Source organism: Aquabacterium sp., from assembly GCF_021768455.1.
Classification (GTDB): domain Bacteria; phylum Pseudomonadota; class Gammaproteobacteria; order Burkholderiales; family Burkholderiaceae_C; genus Aquabacterium.
Genome location: NZ_JAIZVX010000063.1, coordinates 1 through 22,505 on the forward strand (window position 1 = coordinate 1; position 22,505 = coordinate 22,505).

22 protein-coding genes and 2 pseudogenes are annotated in these 22,505 nt (G+C 66.0%); 21 read left to right on the plus strand and 3 right to left on the minus strand.

The genetic code is table 11. From position 1 onward, the window contains the following. Positions 1–554: ribosomal RNA small subunit methyltransferase I (locus QZ994_RS10000; protein WP_290871284.1), on the minus strand; the 554-nt coding region annotated here is incomplete at its 3' end. A gap of 54 nt (positions 555–608) precedes the next feature. After that, positions 609–1,274: a Maf family nucleotide pyrophosphatase gene (locus tag QZ994_RS10005; protein ID WP_290871285.1), complete on the minus strand. Its 666-nt coding sequence runs from the start codon at positions 1,272–1,274 to the stop codon at positions 609–611. 58 nt (positions 1,275–1,332) lie between these two features. Here QZ994_RS10005 and QZ994_RS10010 point away from each other — a divergent pair, with 58 nt between their 5' ends. From QZ994_RS10010 to nagZ, 21 genes and pseudogenes are all read left to right on the plus strand, one after another. Then, on the plus strand, positions 1,333–1,959 hold the full coding sequence (locus tag QZ994_RS10010; RefSeq protein ID WP_290871286.1) for a YceD family protein: 627 nt from the start codon (positions 1,333–1,335) through the stop codon (positions 1,957–1,959). Between the two features lie 241 nt (positions 1,960–2,200). Further along, the gene (rpmF, locus tag QZ994_RS10015; RefSeq protein ID WP_109036156.1) at positions 2,201–2,383 is read left to right on the plus strand and encodes a 50S ribosomal protein L32; all 183 of its coding nucleotides are present in this window, start codon (positions 2,201–2,203) and stop codon (positions 2,381–2,383) included. A gap of 223 nt (positions 2,384–2,606) precedes the next feature. Beyond that, the gene (plsX, locus tag QZ994_RS10020; protein WP_290871287.1) at positions 2,607–3,674 is read left to right on the plus strand and encodes a phosphate acyltransferase PlsX; all 1,068 of its coding nucleotides are present in this window, start codon (positions 2,607–2,609) and stop codon (positions 3,672–3,674) included. A gap of 11 nt (positions 3,675–3,685) precedes the next feature. Beyond that, positions 3,686–4,717 (plus strand): beta-ketoacyl-ACP synthase III, encoded by a 1,032-nt coding sequence (locus tag QZ994_RS10025; RefSeq protein WP_290871288.1) that lies wholly within the window; start codon positions 3,686–3,688, stop codon positions 4,715–4,717. Between the two features lie 58 nt (positions 4,718–4,775). Beyond that, on the plus strand, positions 4,776–5,714 hold the full coding sequence (fabD, locus tag QZ994_RS10030) for an ACP S-malonyltransferase (RefSeq protein WP_290871289.1): 939 nt from the start codon (positions 4,776–4,778) through the stop codon (positions 5,712–5,714). Next, a complete protein-coding gene (gene fabG / locus QZ994_RS10035; protein WP_290871290.1) occupies positions 5,711–6,457 on the plus strand; it encodes a 3-oxoacyl-ACP reductase FabG in 747 nt (248 codons plus the stop codon). The genes fabD and fabG overlap by 4 nt, the downstream gene beginning before the upstream one ends. 109 nt (positions 6,458–6,566) lie before the next feature. Continuing rightward, positions 6,567–6,806 carry an acyl carrier protein gene (acpP, locus tag QZ994_RS10040; RefSeq protein WP_290871291.1) on the plus strand — a complete coding sequence of 80 codons (240 nt, stop codon included), beginning with the start codon at positions 6,567–6,569 and terminating at the stop codon, positions 6,804–6,806. Positions 6,807–6,874: 68 nt separating this feature from the next. Continuing rightward, complete coding sequence (gene fabF, locus QZ994_RS10045; RefSeq protein ID WP_290871292.1) at positions 6,875–8,119, plus strand: beta-ketoacyl-ACP synthase II; 1,245 nt, start codon at positions 6,875–6,877, stop codon at positions 8,117–8,119. Positions 8,120–8,144: 25 nt separating this feature from the next. Further along, a complete protein-coding gene (locus tag QZ994_RS10050) occupies positions 8,145–8,948 on the plus strand; it encodes a hypothetical protein (protein ID WP_290871293.1) in 804 nt (267 codons plus the stop codon). A 119-nt stretch (positions 8,949–9,067) separates the two neighbouring features. Next, entirely contained in the window at positions 9,068–9,676 is a 609-nt protein-coding gene (gene rpoE / locus QZ994_RS10055) for an RNA polymerase sigma factor RpoE (RefSeq protein WP_290871302.1), read from the plus strand. 92 nt (positions 9,677–9,768) lie between these two features. Further along, a complete protein-coding gene (locus QZ994_RS10060) occupies positions 9,769–10,488 on the plus strand; it encodes a sigma-E factor negative regulatory protein (protein ID WP_290871294.1) in 720 nt (239 codons plus the stop codon). A 166-nt stretch (positions 10,489–10,654) separates the two neighbouring features. Beyond that, a complete protein-coding gene (locus QZ994_RS10065) occupies positions 10,655–12,190 on the plus strand; it encodes a DegQ family serine endoprotease (protein WP_290871295.1) in 1,536 nt (511 codons plus the stop codon). 399 nt (positions 12,191–12,589) lie between these two features. Next, a complete protein-coding gene (gene lepA / locus QZ994_RS10070) occupies positions 12,590–14,398 on the plus strand; it encodes a translation elongation factor 4 (protein ID WP_290871296.1) in 1,809 nt (602 codons plus the stop codon). Continuing rightward, complete coding sequence (lepB, locus tag QZ994_RS10075; protein WP_290871297.1) at positions 14,398–15,372, plus strand: signal peptidase I; 975 nt, start codon at positions 14,398–14,400, stop codon at positions 15,370–15,372. The genes lepA and lepB overlap by 1 nt, the downstream gene beginning before the upstream one ends. Before the next feature lie 15 nt (positions 15,373–15,387). Continuing rightward, the gene (locus QZ994_RS10080; protein ID WP_290871298.1) at positions 15,388–15,762 is read left to right on the plus strand and encodes a DUF4845 domain-containing protein; all 375 of its coding nucleotides are present in this window, start codon (positions 15,388–15,390) and stop codon (positions 15,760–15,762) included. Positions 15,763–15,826: 64 nt separating this feature from the next. Further along, positions 15,827–16,543, plus strand: a pseudogene (gene rnc, locus QZ994_RS10085) (ribonuclease III); the annotation flags it as partial. 299 nt (positions 16,544–16,842) lie between these two features. Continuing rightward, positions 16,843–17,802 (plus strand): GTPase Era, encoded by a 960-nt coding sequence (gene era, locus QZ994_RS10090; RefSeq protein WP_290871303.1) that lies wholly within the window; start codon positions 16,843–16,845, stop codon positions 17,800–17,802. Between the two features lie 24 nt (positions 17,803–17,826). Then, on the plus strand, positions 17,827–18,660 hold the full coding sequence (locus tag QZ994_RS10095) for a recombination protein O N-terminal domain-containing protein (protein WP_290871299.1): 834 nt from the start codon (positions 17,827–17,829) through the stop codon (positions 18,658–18,660). Further along, a complete protein-coding gene (locus QZ994_RS10100; protein WP_290871300.1) occupies positions 18,657–19,478 on the plus strand; it encodes a pyridoxine 5'-phosphate synthase in 822 nt (273 codons plus the stop codon). The genes QZ994_RS10095 and QZ994_RS10100 overlap by 4 nt, the downstream gene beginning before the upstream one ends. A 10-nt stretch (positions 19,479–19,488) precedes the next feature. After that, positions 19,489–19,908, plus strand: a complete 420-nt coding sequence (gene acpS / locus QZ994_RS10105; RefSeq protein ID WP_290871301.1) for a holo-ACP synthase — start codon at positions 19,489–19,491, stop codon at positions 19,906–19,908. Between the two features lie 119 nt (positions 19,909–20,027). Continuing rightward, entirely contained in the window at positions 20,028–21,098 is a 1,071-nt protein-coding gene (gene nagZ, locus QZ994_RS10110) for a beta-N-acetylhexosaminidase (RefSeq protein WP_290871304.1), read from the plus strand. A 121-nt stretch (positions 21,099–21,219) separates the two neighbouring features. Here the strand turns inward: nagZ and QZ994_RS10115 are convergent. Continuing rightward, positions 21,220–22,505, minus strand: a pseudogene (locus QZ994_RS10115) (ribonuclease E/G); the annotation flags it as partial.

The window sequence follows — 22,505 nt, forward strand, 5'->3', positions numbered from 1 at the left end:
CGGATACGCTGGCCGCGCTGGGCAGCGTCCACGGGCAGGTAGCCCACGAAGGCGAAGCTTTGCCCGTGCAGGCCACTGGCCGCCAAGGCCAGCACCAGGGAGCTGGGCCCCGAGAACGGCAGCACCTCGATGCCCGCACGGTGCGCCGCCAGCACCACGGCGGCCCCAGGATCGGCCACCCCAGGCAGGCCCGCCTCCGAGATCAGGCCCATGTCGTGGCCGGCCAGGGCCGGTTGCAGCAGACGGGCCACCTCGGCGCCCTCATCGCCGCCGGGCTTTTTGCCCCCTTTGGGTGGGCGTGGCAGCACCTGGATGTCGAGGTCCTGCAGCGGGGCGGCCAGCGGTTGCAGTTCGCCCACGCGCTTGAGGAAGGCTCGGGTGGTTTTGGCGTTCTCCGCCACCCAATGGCGCAGGCCGGCCGAGGCCTCGATCACGCTTTGGGGCAGCACGCGGCGCAGGTCGGGAGGCGGGGCCGCCTCGTCGATGCAGCCCAGGTCCAGGGTGTTGGGGATCAGCAGCAATCGGCCGGCTTGGGCCTGGTGAGCGGAGGTCATGGGCAGGGGGAAGAGAGAAAAGTTCAGGTCGATCGACGTGTCTGGCAACCTGGTTCAGGCTGCGTTGGGTGTGCGCAGCGGGTCCAGCCCCGCCTCGCGCAGCAAAGCCGTCGTTGCGATCAGCGGCAGGCCGATCAGCGTGGTCGGGTCGTCGGCGTGCACATGCCGCAGCAGGGTGATGCCAAGCCCCTCCACCTTGGCGCTGCCGGCGCAATCGTAGGGTTGTTCGCGCTGCAGGTAGGCCTCGATGTCCTCATCGCTCAGGTCGCGCACCCCCACCGACACCGTGCACAGCACCGTGCGCTCGAAGCCGGTGGCCGGTCGCAGCACGCACACCGCGGTCTGAAACAGCACCGTCTGACCCCGCATGGCCTGCAGCTGCGCCACGGCGCCAGCGTGGTGGCCGGGCTTGCCCAGCGCCTGCCCATGCAGGTCGGCAACCTGGTCTGAGCCGATCACGATGGCGTCGGCGGGTGCAGCCGCGTGGCTGGCCCACAGCACGGCCGCCGCCCGAGCCTTGGCTGTCGCCAGCCGGGCGGCCAGCGCAGCCGGTGCTTCGCCGGGCAGGGCGGTTTCGTCCACCTGCGGTGCCTGCACGCTGAAGGGCAGGCCCAGGCGCTGCAGCAGTTCGCGGCGGTAGGGCGAGGTCGATCCCAGCACCAGGGCGGGTGCGTTCAAGGACGAAGAGGAGGGCAGTGTGGGCAAAGACGGCGCAGACATCACGCCATTGTCGGTCAGCCGCTGCCTTCTGACTGGGGGCGTGCCCTAAACTGCGGCCATGAAAGCACGCACCATCAGCCCCCGCAACATGGACATCGGGGTCTTCATCGAATCCGGCGAGCCGTTGACCGGCAGCCACGCGCCTGCCGAGCTGGAGCGCCTCGCCTCCGGCCTGGCCCAGGACCTCGACCTGGCCGAACTTCCCGCCCTGACCTGGGTGGCCCAGGGGCGCGCCGAAGCCCAGCGCGTCGGCCGCCCCCACCTCTGGCTCGACCTGCGTGCCGAGGCCACGCTGGCCTGGACCTGCCAGCGCTGCCTTCACCCCGTGACCGAGCACATCGAGGTCGAGCGCAGCATCCGCTTTGTGGAAGACGAAGCCGCCGCGGCCGAACTCGATGCCGATTCCGACGACGACGTGCTGGCCCTGTCTCGCCACTTCAACCTGGTCGAGCTGGTCGAAGACGAGTTGATCATGGCCCAACCCATCGTGCCCCGCCACGATGTCTGCCCCACTGACGTCACCGCCCTGATGCGCGACGACACCCTGGTGGGCGAAGGCGCCGAGGCTCTGCCTGCGGCCACTGACGGCGATGCATCTGCGGCCGTCGACGAGGTGCCCCTGACCGCTTCGGGTCGCCCCAACCCCTTTGCCGTGCTGGCGGCCCTGAAAAAGGGCAAGGGCTGAGGCGCAGCGGTGCGCCGGACTGCCCATTTGAATATCCATGAAAGCCGTGCTAGAATCTCTGGCTTTCCGGCATTGCCCGGGATCAATTTCAAACTGTCAATAACACTTGCGGACTGCAAGGCGGGCGGGTTGAACGTTTCGAGCACCCTCGATGGGCGCGAAAAGCGGGCAGCTTTCCACGATGTGGTCTGACAACTTGCAGGCGTGCGCCTTGGCCGCGTCTGATCCTTCGGAGTCCATCATGGCCGTTCAGCAAAACAAGAAGTCGCCCTCCAAGCGTGGCATGCACCGTTCGCACAATGCCCTGGTCACCCCGGGTACGGCTGTGGAAGCCACCACCGGCGAAACCCACCTGCGTCACCACATCAGCCCCACCGGCTTCTACCGTGGCCGCAAGGTCCTCAAGACCAAGGCTGACGCCTGATCTGTCTTGTGACCCGGCATGACCGGGTCGCTGCATGCCGTGGCGCATGCCAAAAAGGGCTGGGTCAACCGATCTGTCGGTTTGCCAGCCCTTGTTTTTTGGTCCATCGGTTCCTGGCTGTCTGTCTGAAGCCTGCACCCGCACGTCACCCATGACTGTCACCACCACATCCACGCCTGTCCCAGACTCGCGGCCCGCAAGCGCCGCCGGCTTGATTTCGCCCGTGCGCATCGCGGTTGACTGCATGGGGGGTGACCACGGTCCGGCGGTCACGCTGCCGGCCTGCCAGGCCTTCCTGGCCAGGCATCCGGATGCCGAGCTGATCCTCGTGGGCCTGCCCGAAGCCATTACGCCTGCCCAAGGCTGGGCGCGCACCACCATCGTGGGCGCGACCGAGGTCGTGACCATGGAAGACCCGGTCGAGGTCGCGCTGCGCCGCAAGAAGGATTCGTCCATGCGTGTGGCCATCTCCCAGGTCAAGGTGGGTGCCGACCAGGCGGCGGCCGCGCATGCCTGTGTTTCGGCCGGCAACACCGGTGCACTGATGGCGGTTGCCCGCTACATCCTCAAGACGGTGGAGGGCATCGACCGCCCCGCGCTGGCCACCGTGGTGCCCAACCAGAAGGACGGTTTCACCACCGTGCTCGACCTCGGCGCCAACGTCGATTGCACCGCCGAACACCTGCTGCAGTTCGCCGTCATGGGCAGCGCCCTGGTGTCGGCCGTCGATGGCAAGGAGAGTCCCACCGTGGGTCTGCTCAACATCGGTGAAGAGGTGATCAAGGGCAGCGAGGTCATCAAGCAGGCCGGCGAACTGCTGCGCAGCACGCACGAGCGTGGCCTGATCAACTTCTACGGCAACGTCGAGGGCAACGACATCTTCAAGGGCACGGCCGACCTCGTCGTCTGCGATGGCTTTGTGGGCAACGTCGTGCTCAAGACCTCCGAAGGCCTGGCGACCATGTTCGCCACTTTCATCAAGCAAGAATTCACGCGCAACATCTTCACCAAGCTGGCGGCTTTGGTGGCCCTTCCGGTGCTAAATCGCTTCAAAAAGCGTGTTGACCACCGGCGCTACAGTGGTGCGGCCCTCTTGGGGCTGCGTGGCCTCGTGTTCAAGACCCATGGTTCTTCGGACGCGCTGGCCTTCGAAGTGGCACTCAATCGCGCTTATGATGCCGCCCGTCACCGATTGTTGGATCGCGTGCATGACCAGATCGCCGCCACGTTGGTGAGCATGCCCCCCGAGGCAGGCTCCGACGATTCGGCCGATGTGGGTCAGGCAGCCTGATCCCGAACTGAATGTCATCCAGCCAGACGAAACAGAACACCCCTTCGTTTCCGGCAACTGCTGCGGGCACCCGCTTCGCCCGCATCGCGGGTACTGGTAGTTACCTCCCCCCGAAACGCCTCACCAACCAGGATCTCGTCGCTCAGCTTGCGCAGCGCGGCATCGAGACCTCAGACGAGTGGATCGTCGAGCGCACCGGCATCCGGGCTCGCCACTTCGCCGAACCCGACGTGCCTTCCAGCGCACTCGGCGTCCAGGCGGCCCGTCAGGCCATCGAGGCCGCCGGCCTGCAGCCCGAGGACATCGACCTGATCATCTGTGCCACGTCCACCCCGGACATGGTCTTCCCCTCCACGGCCTGCCTGATCCAGAACGAACTCGGCATCATCGGATGCCCGGCTTTCGACGTGCAGGCGGTCTGTTCCGGTTTCATCTACGCGCTCACCGTCGCCGACGGCATGATCCGCAACGGCACGGCCAACCGGGCCCTGGTGATCGGTTCGGAGGTGTTCTCCCGCCTGCTCGACTTCAATGACCGCACCACCTGCGTTCTGTTTGGCGATGGCGCCGGCGCCGTGGTGCTCGAGGCCTCTGACCAGCCGGGCATCGTGTCGACCTGCCTGCATGCCGATGGGCGCTACGCCAAGATCCTCAACGTGCCGGGCAACGTCCGGGGCGGCGAGATCATGGGTGATCCCACCCTTAAAATGGACGGCCAGGCCGTTTTCAAGCTGGCGGTGAGCGTGCTCGACAAGGCCGCCCACGAGGTGCTGGAGAAGGCCGGACGCGACGCGTCGTGCATCGACTGGCTGATCCCTCACCAGGCCAACCTGCGCATCATGCAGGGCACGGCCAAGAAGCTGAAGCTGCCGACCGAAAAGGTCGTCGTCACGGTGGACCAGCACGGCAACACCTCGGCGGCGTCCATCCCGCTGGCGCTCGACCATGCTGTGCGCAGCGGTCAGGTCCAGCGTGGCCAGACGCTCATGCTTGAGGGTGTGGGCGGCGGTTTCACATGGGGCGCGGTGCTGGTGGACTACTGATCCGCCGGCCCTGTGGCCACACGACAAGAGACCAAGAGACAAGTACCGAGGATTTCTGATGACCGCATTTGCATTCGTGTTTCCAGGTCAGGGCTCGCAGTCCGTGGGCATGCTCAGTGCCTGGGACGGCCACGCCGCCGTGCGCGACACCCTGGCCGAGGCCTCCGACGCCCTGGGTGAAGACATCGCCAGGCTGATCGCCGAAGGCCCCAAGGAAACGCTGGACCTCACCACCAACACCCAGCCCGTCATGCTGACGGCCGCGGTCGCCAACTGGCGCGCCTGGCTGGCCGAAGGCGGTGCTCAGCCTGCCGCCGTGGCCGGACACTCCCTGGGCGAGTACAGCGCCCTCGTGGCTGCGGGCGTGCTGACCCTGGCCGACGCACTGCCCCTGGTGCGCTTCCGCGCCCAGGCCATGCAGGAAGCCGTGCCGGTGGGCACCGGTGGCATGGCCGCCATCCTGGGCCTGGACTCGGCCGCCGTGATCGCCGGTTGCGCCGAGGCCGCCGCGGCCACGGGCGAAGCCGTCGAGGCCGTGAACTTCAACGACCCCAAGCAGATCGTGATCGCCGGCACCAAGGCTGGCGTTGAGAAGGCCTGCGAGGTGCTCAAGGCTGCGGGCGCCAAGCGCGCGCTGCCGCTGCCGGTGTCGGCGCCGTTCCACTCCAGTCTGATGAAGCCGGCGGCCGAGCGCCTCAAGGAAAAACTGGCCGCTACCGCCTTCGCCGCGCCCCGTATTCCCGTGGTCAACAACATCGACGTGGCCGTGGTCACCGAGGCCGATGCCCTGCGTGACGCCCTCTACCGTCAGGCCTTTGGTCCGGTGCGCTGGGTCGAGACCATTCAGGCCCTGAAAGCGCGTGGTCTCACGCATGTGGTTGAATGCGGTCCGGGCAAGGTGTTGGCTGGCATGGCCAAGCGCATCGAAGCCGATCTGATCTGCGGCAATATTTTTGACCCCGCTTCGCTTGCCGAAGCCAAGACCCTTCTCGCATGAGCACCGAATTCAAAGGACAAATCGCGCTGGTGACCGGCGCCAGCCGTGGCATCGGCCGCGCCATCGCCCTGACCCTCGCCCAGCGCGGCCTGAAGGTCATCGGCACGGCCACGACCGAATCCGGCGCCCAGGCCATCTCCGAGGCCCTGTCGGCCTACGAAGGTTGCCAGGGCGTGGCCCTGGACGTGACCGACGCGACCCAGGTGGACGCCACCCTCGACGCCATCCTCAAGCAACATGGCGCGCTGCATGTGCTGGTCAACAACGCGGGCATCACCCGTGACACCCTGGCCATGCGCATGAAGGACGAGGACTGGGACGCCGTCATCGACACCAACCTCAAGGCCGTCTTCCGCATGAGCCGCGCCGTGATGCGCCCCATGATGAAGCAGCGCATGGGTCGCATCGTCAACATCACCTCGGTGGTGGGCGCCAGCGGCAACCCGGGCCAGGCCAATTACGCAGCGGCCAAGGCCGGTGTGGCCGGCATGACCCGCGCCCTGGCTCGCGAACTGGGCAGCCGTGGCATCACCGTCAACTGCGTGGCACCGGGCTTCATCGACACCGACATGACCAAGGCCCTGTCGGACGAGCAGCACACCGCCCTCAAGGCACAGATCCCGCTGGGGCGCCTGGGTGCCCCCGAAGACATCGCCGAAGCCGTGGCCTTCCTGGCCTCGCCTCAGGCGGCTTACATCACCGGAACAGAGCTGCACGTCAATGGCGGCATGTTCATGAATTGATTTTGAGATCTCTGGGGAATCTCAATTTCGTATTTCACCGCCGATGTTCAACGTATCGACACGTTGAGCCGGTAAAATCCCTGGTTTGTTTGCACCTCCTGGAGGAGTCATGAGCGATATCGAAGCACGCGTCAAGAAGATCATTGCAGAACAACTCGGCGTCGCCGAGTCTGAAGTCAGCCCCGAAAAGGCATTTGTGGCCGACCTGGGCGCCGATTCTCTGGACACCGTTGAACTGGTGATGGCCCTCGAAGACGAATTCGGCATCGAGATCCCGGACGAAGAGGCAGAGAAGATCACCAGCGTCCAGCTGGCCATCGACTACGCCAAGGCCCACGCCAAGGCCTGATCCTGGCGCATCGTGGCAAGGCCCTTCGGGGCCTTGTTCACATCCGATCAATCAACGAACACTCAAGCATGACCCGTCGTCGCGTCGTCGTCACAGGCCTGGGCCTGGTTACGCCAGTGGGCAACAACGTCCAGGATTCCTGGGCCAACATTGTTGCGGGCCAGTCCGGCATCCAGACCATCTCCAAATTTGACGCCTCGGCGTTCGCCTGCCAGTTCGCAGGTGAGGTCAAGGGCTTCAGCATCGAGGATTACATCCCCGCCAAAGAAGCCCGTCACATGGACACCTTCATCCATTACGGCCTGGCTGCTTCCATGCAAGCCGTCCGTGATGCGGGCCTGCCCACGGGCGAGGCCCTGACCCCCGAAGTGGCCGAGCGCATCGGCGTGCTGGTCGGCTCCGGCATTGGCGGCCTGCCGCTGATCGAAGCCCAGCACCAGGACTACACCGACCGCGGCCCGCGCCGCATCTCGCCGTTCTTCGTGCCTGCCTCGATCATCAACATGATCTCGGGTCACGTCTCCATCCAGTGCGGCTTCAAGGGCCCCAACCTGGCTGTGGTGACCGCCTGCACGACCGGCCTGCACGCCATCGGCATGGCCGCCCGCCTGATCGAGGCGGGTGACGCCGACGTCATGGTTGCCGGTGGTGCCGAATCGACCGTGTCGCCCCTGGGTGTGGGTGGTTTTGCCGCCGCCCGTGCGCTCTCGACCCGCAACGACGATCCCAAGACGGCCTCGCGCCCCTGGGACAAGGACCGCGACGGCTTCGTGCTGGGCGAAGGTGCCGGTGTTCTGGTGCTGGAAGAGTACGAAAGCGCCAAGGCCCGTGGCGCCAAGATCTACGCGGAACTGGCTGGCTTCGGCATGAGCGCCGACGCCTATCACATGACCGCCCCCGACGTGGACGGCCCCAAGCGTTCGATGCAGGCTGCTCTGCGCAACGCTGGCCTGAACGCCGACCAGGTGCAATACCTCAATGCCCACGGCACCTCGACCCCGCTGGGTGACGTCAACGAAACCAACGCCATCAAGGCGGCGTTCGGTGACGCAGCCAAGGGTCTGGTGGTGAACTCGACCAAGTCGATGACCGGTCACCTTCTGGGTGGCGCAGGCGGCATCGAGTCGGTGTTCACGGTTCTGGCCATCCACAACCAGATCTCGCCGCCCACCATCAACATCTTCAACCAGGACCCCGAGTGCGACCTGGACTACTGCGCCAACACGGCGCGTGAGATGAAGATCGATGCTGCGCTGAAGAACAACTTCGGCTTCGGTGGCACCAACGGCTCGCTGGTGTTCAAGCGGGTCTGATCCCGTAGCCTGAGAGGAAGCCCCCATGTCGACACGGCCTGATGCGGTGTCGTTTGGAGCCTCCCCAGCCCTGCTCAAAGGCCCCGTGCGCTTTCCGATGCGCACGGGGCTTTTTCATGCGCCCAGGCTTCGTCGTGTCGTCCAGGTTCTGCCGGTCGGCATGGCGTCGTGGATGCTCGTGTGGGGTGCCGCGCTCTGGCATGAGCACCTGGTCTGGGGTGGACCCTGGTGGCGGCTTGCGCTGGGCAACCTGATCGTTCTGGTTTGCCTGTGGCGCGGGCTGGGCTTGTGGCGCACGGCCCAGGCCCCTGGTGCACCGCTGTCGCTCGACTGGATGGGCCCTTTGCCTCGGCGCGGCGAGTCGGCAGCCGATGCGGTGCCGGGTGGCTGGCATGTGCGGGCCTGGGGGTATGCGGTTGACGTGCGTTGCCTGCTTGATGCCCAGGGGGGCCTGTTGCTCGAGGTCCGCAACCTGCCGGGTGCCGAGCGCCCTCGGTGCGTTCACGTGTGGGTGCCCGATGCCCCTGATCGCGTGCCTGGCATGGGCGCACGGGAACTTCAGCGTCTGCGCGCACTCCTTGCATTGCCATCGGCCATGACGCGGCATCGCCATGCGCCGTCGGTCATCATGCCGCAGGCCTTGTCCGTCTGGTCCGGGTCGATGGCATCATGGGCCCCCAAGGTCCTGTCCGGGGCTTTCTGGTCCAGTCACACAATGAACAAGCACACACCGCGCACGGCGCGTCAAGAACAGGGAAGGCAGGCGTCGCCTGTGGAAGAGACGGCATTCGCCCCCACCGAGATCCTCCCCGACCGGAGGTCGGTTTGAAGCCTCTGGAGCCGGGCGGCGGCCCTGAGGCCGACGGTGCGATCGATCATTCGACTCACCCGTCGACCCCCTCTTTGCGTGACGGTGCCGCAGCCATGGGCGCTATCGGGGTCGTGCCCATGCAGCCTGACGTGGATGCCGAACTGGTGATCCGGGTGCAGCAGGGAGACCAGCGGGCCTTCGAGATGCTGGTGGTCAAGTACCAGCGTCGCATCGAGCGCCTCGTGGCCCGCATGGTGCGCGATGTCGATCTGGTGCCTGACATCGCCCAAGAGACCTTCATCCGCGCTTACCGAGCCCTGCCCAATTTCCGCGGAGAAAGCGCGTTCTACACCTGGCTTTATCGCATTGCGGTGAACACGGCCAAGAAGGCCTTGATCGGCCTGAAGCGTGATCCGCTGTTGACGGAGTCCGCGATGGCGTCGCTCAGCGAGGAGGAGGGGGAGGGCTCCCGGGTGGAGAACGAACTCAGCGATGGCGAAACCCCCGAGTCCCTGATGGCCAGCCGCCAGGTGGCGGAGGCGGTCAACGAGGCCATTGCCGCGCTGTCCGACGACCTGCGCCAGGCCATCACCCTGCGTGAGATCGATGGCTTGAGCTACGACGAGATCGCCGAGTTGATGAACTGCCCGATCGGCACCGTGCGATCGCGGATCTTCCGGGCGCGTGAGTCCATCGCGACCCGGCTCAAGCCTTTGCTCGACAACCGCCAGGGCGAGCGTTGGTAGTTTGCCGGGGTGACTGAACTTTTCGGCAGAACGTCGCTCTATCTGCCATTGCCGCATGACGGCCTTGTGGCCACCGAAGCAGGAGTACCTTCATGTCAGATCCCTTCCGCGACGCATCTTCCGCATCTCAGTCGCTGTCGGCCCTGGTGGATGGCGAGGCGACGGCCCCCGAAGTGGCCCGGGCCTGCGCGCAATGGCGCGATGACCCGGAGGCCCGCGAGCGCTGGCACAGCTACCACCTGATCGGTGACGTGATGCGCTCCGAAGACCTGGCTCAGGCCGACCGTGGTGCCGATTTCCTGCGCGCCTTCCGTGAGCGCCTGGCGCAAGAGCCTGTGGTACTGGCCCCTGCGGCTGCGCAGGCCACCCTCGCGGCCCAGCCTGCCGTGGCGGTACAGGCGCCCGCGTTGCGCAAACGGGTGTGGGCAGGCCCTCTGTCGGTGGCGGCCGGCATCGTTCTCGTGGTGGGTGCGCTGGTGAACGGCCAATGGCTACCGGGTGGCGGCGCTGCCGACCCGAGCCTGGCTTCGGCGGGCGCGCCTGTTCAGATGGCCGCGGGTGCGTCGCCATCCGTCGACCTCACGTCGTCTCTGGTCTCCTTGACGCCCGCTGAAATGCAGTCGGCCACGGGGATCCACGGCGATGGCAGCGCCCCTTCCTTCAGTCGTCCTGAGCCTGTGTCGGCCGCGGTCACCATGGTTCGCGACCCCCAGGTCGACGGCCTGTTGCGTGCGCGCCGTGCTCCCGGTTCGTCCGAGTCGTTCTCGGGGCAGGGCGGCCTGCTGCAGCAGGTGGGCTACGGCACCCCTTGAGTGGTTCGGTCTGGCGTCACAAACCGCCGCCAGACTGGTCGGTCGCGCCTGCGGTTTACGCAGCTTTACGGCCGCGCGGCACACTCCACAGAACTGTCATCCGACAGACTGACTCCAACGTTGGGTCTTTACCTGTTCATCTCAGTCTTCCATTGAGGTTTTTCGCATGACGCTTTCTTCTCAGCCCGGATCTTCTTCCGTCATCCGCCGCACCCTGGTGGTCGGCGCTGTGGTGTCGGCGGTGGGGCTGGCCTTGAGCTCCAGCCTCTTTCCGCATGCTTCCCAGGCGCAACAGCCGCAGCCCTCTCTGGGCATCCCGGCTCAGCCCAATGCGCCCGCCATCGTCAAGGGTCTGCCTGATTTCACCGAACTGGTCGAGCGGGTCGGGCCTTCTGTGGTCAGCATCCGCACCACGCAGCGCGTGACCGAAGACGAGGACGGGGAGGGCGATGAGGCCGATGCCCAGATGCGCGAGTTCTTCAAGCGCTTCTTTGGCACGCCCGTGCCCAACCAGCCCCAGCGCAAGGCCCAGCCCAAAAAAGGGACCGAACAAGGCGAAGAGCGCCCGCGCGGTGTGGGTTCCGGCTTCATTGTCAGCGCCGATGGTTACGTGCTCACCAATGCCCACGTGGTCGATGGTGCAGACGAGGTCTACGTCAACCTGACCGACAAGCGCGAGTTCAAGGCCAAGATCGTGGGCGTCGACAAGCGCACCGACGTGGCCGTCGTCAAGATCGAGGCCAGCAAGCTGCCGGCCGTCACCATTGGCGAAGTCAGCAAGCTGAAGGTGGGTGAATGGGTCATGGCCATCGGCACCCCCTTTGGCCTGGAGAACACCGTCACCTCCGGCATCGTGAGCGCCAAGGCGCGCGACACCGGCGAAGAGATCCGCTTCATCCAGACCGACGTTGCCGTCAACCCTGGCAACTCGGGTGGTCCGCTGATCAACATGCGCGGCGAGGTGGTGGGCATCAATTCCCAGATCCTGAGCCGCTCGGGTGGCTTCATGGGCATCTCCCTGTCCATCCCCATCGACGACGCCATCAAGGTGGCCGATCAACTCCGCAGCGGTGGCAAGGTGATCCGCGGTCGCATCGGTGTGTCGATCGCCCCGGTGACCAAGGATGTGGCCGAGTCCATCGGCCTGGGCAAGCCGGTTGGTGCGCTGGTGCAGGCGGTCGAGCCGGGCACCCCGGCGGACAAGGCGGGCGTCGAGGCGGGTGACATCATCACCAAGTTCAACGGCCAGGCCATCGAGAAGGCGCCCGACCTGCCGCGCCTGGTGGCCGCGACCCGCCCGGGTACCAAGTCGACCCTGCAGGTGTTCCGACGTGGCGCTTACAAGGACCTCAGCGTGACGGTGGCCGAGCTCGATGTGGCGGCCAAGGCCAAGGCGGAAGAGAAGAAGGACGATGCGAAGCTGGCTTCCTCGGCTCTGGGGCTGCAGGTCATCGATCTCAATGCCGCCCAGAAGCGCGAGCTCAAGATCGGCGGGGGTGTGCTGGTCGACGCCACGGACGGGCCTGCCGCCCGCGCCGGCATCCGCCAGGGGGATGTCATCCTGGGGGTGGCCAACAACCAGGTCGCCGACGTCAAACAGTTCGAATCGGTGCTGGCCAAGCTCGACAAGGCCAAGCCGGTCAGCCTGCTGGTGCGCCGTGGTGAATGGGCCCAGTACGTCATCATCCGCCCGGGCAAATGATGCCTGGTCCTCGGCGTGCGAGCCGGGGACCATCGTCCGACCAGGGCGCTCGGGCTTTGGTCGGGGTGAAATCCCGGGTGCTGGCGGGGTTGCTGCCCGTCGGCGCAGGGGTGAATTGCTGTTGATAACTCCACGGTCGGGTGGTCGAATCTCGGTACAATCGGCGGCTTCGCGCATCCCCGTCTTTCCTTCGGCGGGCCGGCCTTCTGGTCACGCCGGGCGTCACTCAGGCTGTTGACAAGTTGTGAACAAGTCGCCTGTTGGCGACCCGCAACGACCCTGGCGTGGCATGGATGCAGCTTGCGGCGGGGGGCTTTTCGATACAATGAAAGTCCAACAAGCAGTTGCCATACGTTTTTGTTGGAAGGCGCGTCACTCCTTTTGACGTGCCTTTTTTTTATGAACCACATCCGAAATTTTTCGATCATTGCCCACATCGACCACGGGAAATCCACCCTGGCAGACCGCATCATCCAGCGTTGCGGGGGCTTGAGTGACCGTGAAATGGAAGCCCAGGTGCTCGACTCGATGGACATCGAGAAAGAGCGGGGCATCACCATCAAGGCGCAGACCGCGGCGCTGAGCTACAAGGCTCAGGATGGCAAGGTCTACAACCTGAACCTGATCGACACCCCGGGCCACGTTGACTTCTCTTACGAAGTGAGCCGCTCGCTGTCGGCCTGCGAAGGCGCTTTGCTGGTGGTCGACGCCTCTCAGGGCGTCGAAGCCCAGACCGTGGCCAACTGCTACACCGCCCTCGATCTGGGGGTGGAGGTGGTGTCCGTGCTCAACAAGATGGACCTGCCGCAGGCCGATCCCGAGCGCGCCAAGGAAGAGATCGAAGACGTCATCGGCATCGACGCCTCCAACGGCATCCCCTGTTCGGCCAAGACCGGCATGGGCATCGACGAGATCCTCGAGGCCGTGGTGACGCGCATGCCGCCACCCCAGGGCAACCCCGAGGGCCCGCTGCGCGCCATGATCATCGACTCGTGGTTCGACAACTACGTGGGCGTGGTGATGCTGGTGCGCGTGGTCGATGGCCAGCTCAAGAAGGGCGAGCGCATCCGCATGATGGCTTCCAACGCCGTCTACCCGGCCGAGCACCTGGGTGTCTTCACGCCCAAGTCGGTCGACCGCCAGGTGCTGAACGCTGGCGAGGTGGGCTTCATCATCGCCGGCATCAAGGAACTGCAGGCCGCCAAGGTGGGTGACACCATCACGGTCGAGAAAAAGCTGCCGAACAATGCCGGGCCCGCCGAAGAGGCCTTGCCCGGCTTCAAGGAAATCCAGCCGCAGGTGTTCGCCGGCCTCTACCCGACCGAGGCCAGCGAGTACGACCAGTTGCGCGACGCGCTGGAAAAGCTCAAGCTGAACGACGCTTCGCTGCGCTATGAGCCCGAGGTCTCGCAGGCGCTGGGCTTCGGCTTCCGCTGCGGCTTCCTGGGTCTGCTGCACATGGAGATCGTGCAGGAGCGCCTGGAGCGTGAGTTCGACCAGGACCTGATCACCACCGCGCCCAGCGTGGTCTACGAGGTGGAGTTGAACGGCGGCGACGTGATCGAGGTGGAGAACCCCTCGAAGATGCCCGAGATCGCCCGGATCAAGGAGATCCGCGAGCCCATCGTCACGGTGCACCTCTACATGCCGCAGGACTACGTGGGCCCGGTGATGACGCTGGCCAACCAGAAGCGCGGCGTGCAGATGAACATGGCCTACCACGGCCGCCAGGTCATGCTGACCTACGAGATGCCGCTGGCCGAGATCGTGCTGGACTTCTTCGACAAGCTCAAGAGCGTGTCGCGCGGCTACGCCTCCATGGACTATGAGTTCAAGGAGTACCGTGCCTCTGACGTGGTCAAGGTCGACATCCTGATCAACGGCGACCGGGTCGATGCCTTGTCGATCATCGTGCACCGCGCGCAGAGTGCCTTCCGCGGTCGCGGGGTGGCGGCGAAGATGCGCGAACACATCCCGCGCCAGATGTACGACGTGGCCATCCAGGCGGCCATTGGCGGCAACATCATTGCCCGCGAGAACATCAAGGCCTTGCGCAAGAACGTGCTGGCAAAATGCTATGGCGGTGACGTCAGCCGCAAGCGCAAACTGCTCGAAAAACAAAAGGCCGGCAAGAAGCGGATGAAGCAGATCGGCTCCGTCGAGGTGCCGCAAGAAGCCTTCCTGGCCATCCTACAAGTGGAAGATTGATGAGTTTGATCACGGGTTTGTTGTACGCGGCGCTGATCGCGTACCTGGGGGGCTGGTACACCGGTCAATGGCAGGGCAATTTCTCCCTGCTGCTGTTCGTGCTCACGCTGGTCACGTTGGCCTACTGGCTGGCCGAGCGCTACAAGTTCAAGCCTGCCCGCGAGGCCGCTGCGGCCGAACTGCAAAAGCAGGACGACGCGCGCCGCGCCAGCCTGAACAGCCAGGGCATCACCCAGGTCGACAGCCAGGTCAGTGAGGCCCGTGAGCGCATCCTGGCCCAGCCCTGGTGGCTGGACTGGACGGCGGGGCTGTTCCCGGTGATCTGCGCCGTGTTCTTCATGCGCTCCTTCCTGTTCGAGCCCTTCAAGATCCCGTCGGGTTCGATGATCCCGACCTTGCTGGTGGGGGACCTCATCCTCGTCAACAAATTCCACTACGGCATCCGCCTGCCGGTGATCAACAAGAAGATCATCTCCAACCACTCGCCCGAGCGTGGTGACGTGATGGTGTTCCGCTACCCCGTGAACCCCAGCCTGGACTACATCAAGCGGGTGGTGGGCCTGCCGGGTGACAAGATCGCCTACTTGAACAAGAAGCTGACCATCAACGGCCAGCCCATCGAGCAGACGCCCCTGGCCGAGTTCTACGACGAAGACAGCCTGCGTTACTCGCTGCAGTATTCCGAAAAGCTGGGTGCCCAGCCGCACCGCCTGTTGGTCGACAAGGACCGTCCGCCCTTTGTGCCGCCCCAGGCCATCGAAGAATCCTTCCCGTTCAAGGACAACTGCACCTACAGTGGTGAGGGCGTGGTCTGCACCGTGCCACCCGGTCATTACTTCATGATGGGTGACAACCGCGACAATTCGCAGGACTCGCGTTTCTGGGGCTTTGTCCCCGACGAGAACATCGTGGGCAAGGCATTCGTGATCTGGATGAATTTCGGCGACCTCAAACGGGTCGGCTTCTTCCACTGATTCCTGGGTAGGCAGATGACCGTGAACCAATGTCCTTCCGTGCCGCGCAGCCAGGCGGGCATCACCCTTGTGGGCTTGTTGTTCTGGGCCGTTCTGATCTGTTCCTTTGCCCTCGTGCTGATGAAGGTGGCGCCGGCGGTGGCCGAGTACCGCACCATCCAGAGCATGGTCAACAAGGCGGCGCGTGAAGGCGGACACACCGTGCCCGAGATCCGTTCGGCCTTTGACCGTGCGCAGCAAGTGGAGTACGGCGTGACCTCGGTGTCCGCCCGCGACCTGGAGATCACCAAGGAAAACGACCAGGTGATCATCCGCTTTGCTTACGACAAGGAGATCGAGTTGATCTCGCCGGTTTTCCTGCTGATCAAGTTCCAGGGCCACTCCAAGTGAGTCTCTGCGGCTTGCGTTCTGCCAACTGTTCCCACGGGCCTGGATTCAGGCCCGATTTGTTTTGATGGCCCCTCGAAGTTCTTCACCGGATGCGACCCATCGCCCCAAGGGCGATGACCCCTTGCAGGCCCTGCAGGCGCGGCTTGGCCACGTGTTCGCCGATCCAGCCCTGTTGCGACGGGCCCTGACCCACAAGAGCTTTGGTGCGGAGCACTACGAGCGACTCGAGTTCCTGGGCGATGCCGTGCTGAGCATGGGTGTGTCAGGCTTGCTGTACCGCCGATTTGACCGCAGCGACGAAGGCGAACTGACGCGTGTGCGCGCCCACCTCGTGCGCCAGGACATGTTGCACAAGCTGGCCCTTCAGCTCGGTCTGCCGGCCGTGATGCGCCTGAGCGAGGGCGAGGCCAAAGGTGGTGGTGCGCAGCGTGCTTCCATCCTGGCCGATGCGCTGGAGGCCATCATCGGCGGGGTCTACCTCGATGCCGGCTTTGATGCCGCGCGCGATCTGGTCTTGCGCCTGTTTGAGCCCCTGGTTGCCCAGACCTCGCTCGAGGGCTGGAGCAAAGACCCGAAAACCGCCTTGCAGGAATGGCTGCAGGGTCGCAAGATGCCGGTGCCGACCTACCGCATCGAATCGACCCGCGGCAAGGCGCACGAGCAGGTGTTCGTGATCGCCTGCGAGATGCCCGATCTGAATCTGACCGTGACGGGTGAAGGCCTGTCACGGCGCGCGGCCGAACAGGTGGCCGCAGAGGCCGCGCTCGCCAAGGTCAAGGCCTTGTCGCCATCGGCCATCCCCAGGTCACCGAAGGGCCCGGCGCCCACCGTGGTCGTGAAAAAGAAAAGCCGCCAGCCCGAGGCCGCCAAAGGCCAGGGCGACAACCCAGAGTCGGGGCCTGTGGCCTCGGGGCCCCAGGGGCCTGCTCTTTCCTGATCGCCCTGCGGTCTCACCGATGGTCTGAACCCATGTCCAAGAAGCCCCAAGCCCCGAAGCCAGCCTCTGCATCCAAGGCCGATGCGGCGCCAGCTGCCGATGCCCTGAACCCCTCGCTCGACGCGATGCTGGCCAACCTCTCGATGGCGCGCAAGCCAGGCGGTGAGGGCGCAGCGCCCGATGTCCCGCAGCGTTGTGGCCTGGTGGCCATCATCGGGCGCCCGAACGTGGGCAAGTCCACGCTGCTCAATGCGTTGGTGGGCCAGAAGGTGTCGATCACCTCGCGCAAGGCGCAGACCACGCGCCACCGCATCACCGGCATCCGCTCGGAGGCCGAGACGCAGTTCGTTTTTGTCGACACCCCCGGCTTCCAGACGCGCCACACCGTGCGCGGCACCGCGGCCCTGAACCGCAACCTGAACAAGACCGTGCAGGCGACGCTCTCGGACGTGGATGTGGTGCTCTTCCTGGTCGAGGCAGGGCGCTTTGGTCCGGACGACGCCAAGGTCGTGGCCCTGCTGCCCAAGGACAAGCCCGTCATCCTGGTGGCCAACAAGCTGGACCTGGTCAAGAACCGCGAAGAGCTCTTCCCCTGGCTGCAGAGCATGCAGGCGCACCACCCCTTCATCGAGTTCGTGCCCCTGTCTGCCCAGAAAGAAGCCGACAGCACCCGCTTGCTTGAGATCCTCAAGCCCTACATGCCCGAGCAAGGCTGGTGGTATGACGCCGAGGCGCTGACCGACCGCACTGACCGCTTCCTGGCCAGTGAGATCGTCCGGGAAAAGCTCTTCCGCCTCACCGGCGACGAGCTGCCCTACACCTCGACGGTGGTGATCGACACCTACACCGAAGAGCCGCCGCTGCCGGGCAACAAGAAGTCGAAGGGCATGACCCGCATCGCCGCAACCATCATCGTCGAACGCGAGCAGCACAAGGGCATGGTCATTGGTGACAAGGGCGAGCGCCTCAAGCGCATCGGCACCGAGGCCCGCACCGAACTGGAGCGCCTGATGGGCGTGAAGGTCTTCCTGGAGATCTGGGTGAAGGTGCGCTCGGGCTGGGCCGACGACGAGGCTCGCCTGCGCACCTACGGTTACGAATAAGCCCCACCCAGGCAGGACCCTACCTTGGCCCGCGCTCCGGCACGCCCCGGCACCGCCGCCTTCGTGCTGCACAGCCATGACTGGAGCGAGTCCAGCCTGATCCTTGAGGTTTTCACGCGGGACCATGGCCGTGTGGTGGCCGTGGCCAAAGGCGCCAAGCGGCCCTATTCGCAGTTGCGCCCGGTCCTGATGCCTTTCCAGCGCCTGGTGATGGGCTTTGGCGCCAAGAAGGCCGATGAGGCCGATGTGTGGCTGCTGAGGCAGGCCGAATGGGCGGGTGGCCCAGCCTGGCCTGGGGGCGCTGCGTTGCTGCCGGGCTTCTACCTCAACGAGCTGTTGATGCGCCTGATGGTGCGCCACGACCCCCACCCGGCCCTGTTCGACGCCTATGCCCAGGCCTTGCAGGCCATGGGCGATCCCTCGCTGCTGCATGCCGCCCTGCGGGCCTTCGAGCTGGTGCTGCTGCGCCAGCTGGGCCTGTTGCCCGGTCTGGATGCCAGCACGGTGAACGGTCAGGATGTGGTCGCAGGTCGGGTCTATGAACTGCACCCCGAGTTTGGCCTGCGGGCCGCCTCGGGCGCGCAGGAGCCGGGGCAGGGCCCGGTGGTGATCGATGGCGCGGTGTTCCTCGACATCGAACGCGCCCTGCGCAGCACCCCGCGCCAGCCTGAGCGGCTCACCTCGGCGTCTGACGAGCTGCCCGCCTTGCCGATGCCATCGAGCATCCCCACCGTCATGGCCGCCTGCATGCCGGCCCTGGCGGAGCTCAAACCCGTCTTGCGCGGGCTCATTCACTATCATCTCGGTTCCCAGACGCTGCGCACACGCCAGCTCATGATGGAATTGCCCCAACCATGACCTTCTCCGGCACCCAACTCACCGCCATGCACGCGCCCCTGCTGGGCGTCAACATCGACCACGTGGCCACGGTGCGCAACGCGCGCGGCGGCTTCTTTCCCGACCCGGTGGCGGCTGCCCAACTGGCCGTGGAGGGCGGTGCCGACATCATCACCTTCCACCTGCGCGAAGACCGCCGCCACATCCGCGACGACGACGTCGTGCGCCTCAAAGAGGCCATCGGTGTGCCCCTGAATTTCGAGGCCGCCGTGACCGACGAGATGATCGCCATCATCGAGCGCACGGCGCCAGAGCATGTCTGCCTGGTTCCCGAGCGCCGCCAGGAGGTCACCACGGAGGGCGGGCTCGATGTACTGGGGCAGCTTGCCCGTGTGAGCGATGCCTGTCAGCGCCTGGCCGCGGCCGGCTCGCGTGTCTCGCTCTTCATTGGCGCAGATCCTGGACAGATCGAGGCTTCGGCCAAGGCCGGGGCGCCTTGCATCGAGCTGCACACCGGTGCGCTGGCCAACGCCTGGTGGGCAGGCGACACCGCACTGGTCGAGGCCGAGATGGCGCGCCTGAAGGCAGGCATCCAGCTGGGCCGCAGCCTCGGCCTGCGCACGCATGCCGGCCACGGCCTGGCCCTGTCGTCCGACCTGCCGATGGCGCGGGACCCGCGCGAGACCAGTTCGGCCTTCATGGTCGCGGCCCTGCCGGATGTGGCCGAGCTGCACATCGGCCATGCCCTGATCGGCCGCGCGCTGTTCGTGGGCCTGCGCCAGGCGATCAGCGACTTCAAGGCCGAGGCCATCCGCGGCCGCGCTTTTTCCACGGTCTGAGCCAGCCAGCATGATCGCCGGCATTGGCACCGACCTCTGCGACATCCGCCGCATCGAGGCCACCCTGCAGCGACGCGGTGACCGTTTCGCCGAAAAGGTGCTGGGCGAGCGTGAACTTGCCGTCTGGCGGGCCCGCCGCGACAAGGTGCCCCTGCGCGGTCTGCGATACCTCGCCACGCGCTTTGCGGCCAAGGAGGCCTTCTCCAAGGCCATCGGCCTGGGCATCCACTGGCCCATGACCTGGCGTGCCTGCCAGATCCTCAACGACCCCAGCGGCAAGCCCGTCATCGTGCTCGATGGTGAACTGGCCGACTGGTTTGCCCAGCGACGCTGGCAGGCCCATGTCACCGTCACCGACGAAGGGGACCTCGCCCAGGCCTTCGTCGTCATTGAAACCGCCCCCACGGCGCTTGACGCCGCCACGCCATGAGCAAGAAAAGCAAATCCAAGTCGAAGTCCAAATCCGATGCCCTGGCCGATGTCGGCACCCAGGGCAAAAAGGCCAAGTCCGCCAAGCATGGGGCACCCAAGCTTGCTTTCCCTGAGGGCGTGACCCATGCGCCCGTGGTGCTGGATGTGGCCGGCCTCACGCTGGACGACAACGACCGGCGCCGCCTGGCCCACCCCCTGGTCGGCGGTCTGATCCTGTTCGCTCGCAACTGGGCCAACCGTGCCCAGTTGACGCGTCTTTGCGCCGAGATCAAGTCCATCCGCCCCGATGTGTTGATCTGCGTGGACCACGAAGGCGGCCGCGTGCAACGCTTCCGCACCGATGGTTTCACCCACGTGCCGGCCATGCGCAGCCTGGGAGAGATGTGGATGAACGATGGCGAGGCCGGTGAGGGCGCGGGTGCCCTGGCTGCCACGGATGCGGCCACGGCCTGTGGCTATGTGCTGGCGTCCGAGCTTCGGGCTTGTGGCGTCGACCTGACCTTCACCCCGGTGCTCGACCTTGACTGGGGCGAGAGCGGCGTGATCGGCGACCGTGCTTTCCATGCCGACCCGCGTGTGGCCACCGTGCTGGCCAAGAGCGTGATGCATGGCCTGCTGCTGGCCGGTATGGCCAACTGTGGCAAGCATTTCCCTGGGCATGGTTTCGTCAAGGCCGATTCGCACGTGGCCGTGCCGGTGGACGAGCGCAGCCTCGACGCCATCCTGGCCGACGACGCCAAGCCTTACGAATGGCTGAGCACCTCGCTGACCAGCGTGATGCCCGCCCACGTGATCTACCCGCAGGTGGACGAGGCCCCAGCGGGCTTCTCGCCCCGCTGGCTTCAGGAGATTCTGCGTGCGCAGTTGGGCTTCACCGGCGCGATCTTCAGCGATGACCTGAGCATGGAAGGTGCCAGCGTGGCAGGCAGCCACACCCAGGGTGCCATCGCGGCCCTCAACGCCGGATGCGATATGGTGCTGTTGTGCAACCAGTCGCTCCACGGTGGCGCGGCGGTTGACGCCCTGCTCGATGGCCTGAGCGAGGCCCTGGCCGCGGGTGATTGGGTCGCCAGCCCCGACAGCGAAAGCCGCCGCCTGGACCTCTTGCCCCAGACTGCGCCCTACACCTGGGATGAACTGGTGCACCACCCCGTCTACCAGCAAGCCCTGTCGCGTCTGCCGCGCTGAGTCGTGCCTCTTGCGCCCCGGTGGCGCACCCATGAAAAAAGCCCGGCCATGCCGGGCTTTTGCCTGTCTGGCGCCCAAGCGTGAGTTGGGTGCCGGGAAGGCCGCTTTCGCGGCCTCCGTGTCAGGCCTGGTTCTGCTCGAAGGGCAGCTTGATCTCGCTGAGGTCCTTGCGGGTCTCGACCAGGATCAGCGGGCCTTCGTCCAGGATCACAGCCGGCGGGCGCTCGCGCGGCACATGAACCGGCTTGGGTTCTGCAGCGATGGCTGCCTGGACGGCGGCGATCTTCTCTGCGTCGGAGTTCACCCACTCCAGGCCGGCACCTTGGGCGACGGCATGGAGATCGGCCAGGGGCAGCACGAATGCCTGAACCACGGGCGCAACCGGTGAGGGCGCAGCGGCAGGGGCGACGACGGGCGCAGGGGCCGGTGCGGTTGCCACAACTGCCGGTGCCACGTCGGCCAACGGTGCCGCAGCGGCCGTCACCGGCGCGGCGATCTCTTCGGCTTGAGGCGCGGGCGCCAGGCTGAAGGGGCCGGTGTCTGCCGAGACTTCCGGCAGGGCCAGGCTCAGGCTGGGCTGGGCTTCACTCGCACCGGTTTCGGCGGGCTGGGCGAGGGTGCCCTGGGCCACATCGCCACCTTCGCCGCGTTCACGACGGCCGCGGCCACCGCGTTCACCACGACCGCGACGGGGGCGTTCACCTTCCTGTTCGCTGCCTTCAGCGGCATCGCGGCCTTCCGCGCCTTCGCTCGACTGGCCCGATTCGGCGTCGCCACCGTCCAGGTTCAGTTGGCCTTCTTCGCGCTCGCCGCGACCACGGCCACCACGACGACGGCGGCGGCCGCCTTCGCGCTCGCCTTCGGCGCCAGCGACATCGACCTGGGCTTGCTCAGGCGCCACGGCGGCTTCCTGGCCGATGGCCAAGGCTTCGGCCGCGATCGCCTCGCGGTTCAGGGCTGGACGCTCGCCGTTTCGGTCTGCGCGTTCGCCACGGCCACGGCCACGGCGGTTGTCGCCACGGTTGGCCTCATCACCACGCTCACCGCGGGCTTCGATGCTGCTGCCTTCGGCCATCGGCGCGCGTTCTTCACGCGGGCCACGGCGACCACGGCCTTCTGCCGAGCGTTCGCCCTTGTCGGCGCGCTCGCCACGCTCACCGCGTTCACGGCGCTCGCCATTGCGTTCGCTGCCACGCTCGCCGCGCTCACTACGTTCGCCTCGGCGTTGGCCGTCACGGCGGCCACGGCCGCCAGCCTTGTTGCCGTCCTTTGCCTCGTCGGCCGATTCGGCCACCTTGGGCGCAGCGGCCGGCGTCGTCAGCACGGCGGGGGTGCTCGGCTCGCCCGTGAACAGGCGCTTGAGCCAGCCAAAGAAGCCGCCCGAAGCGGCCGGTGCCGACGGTGCTG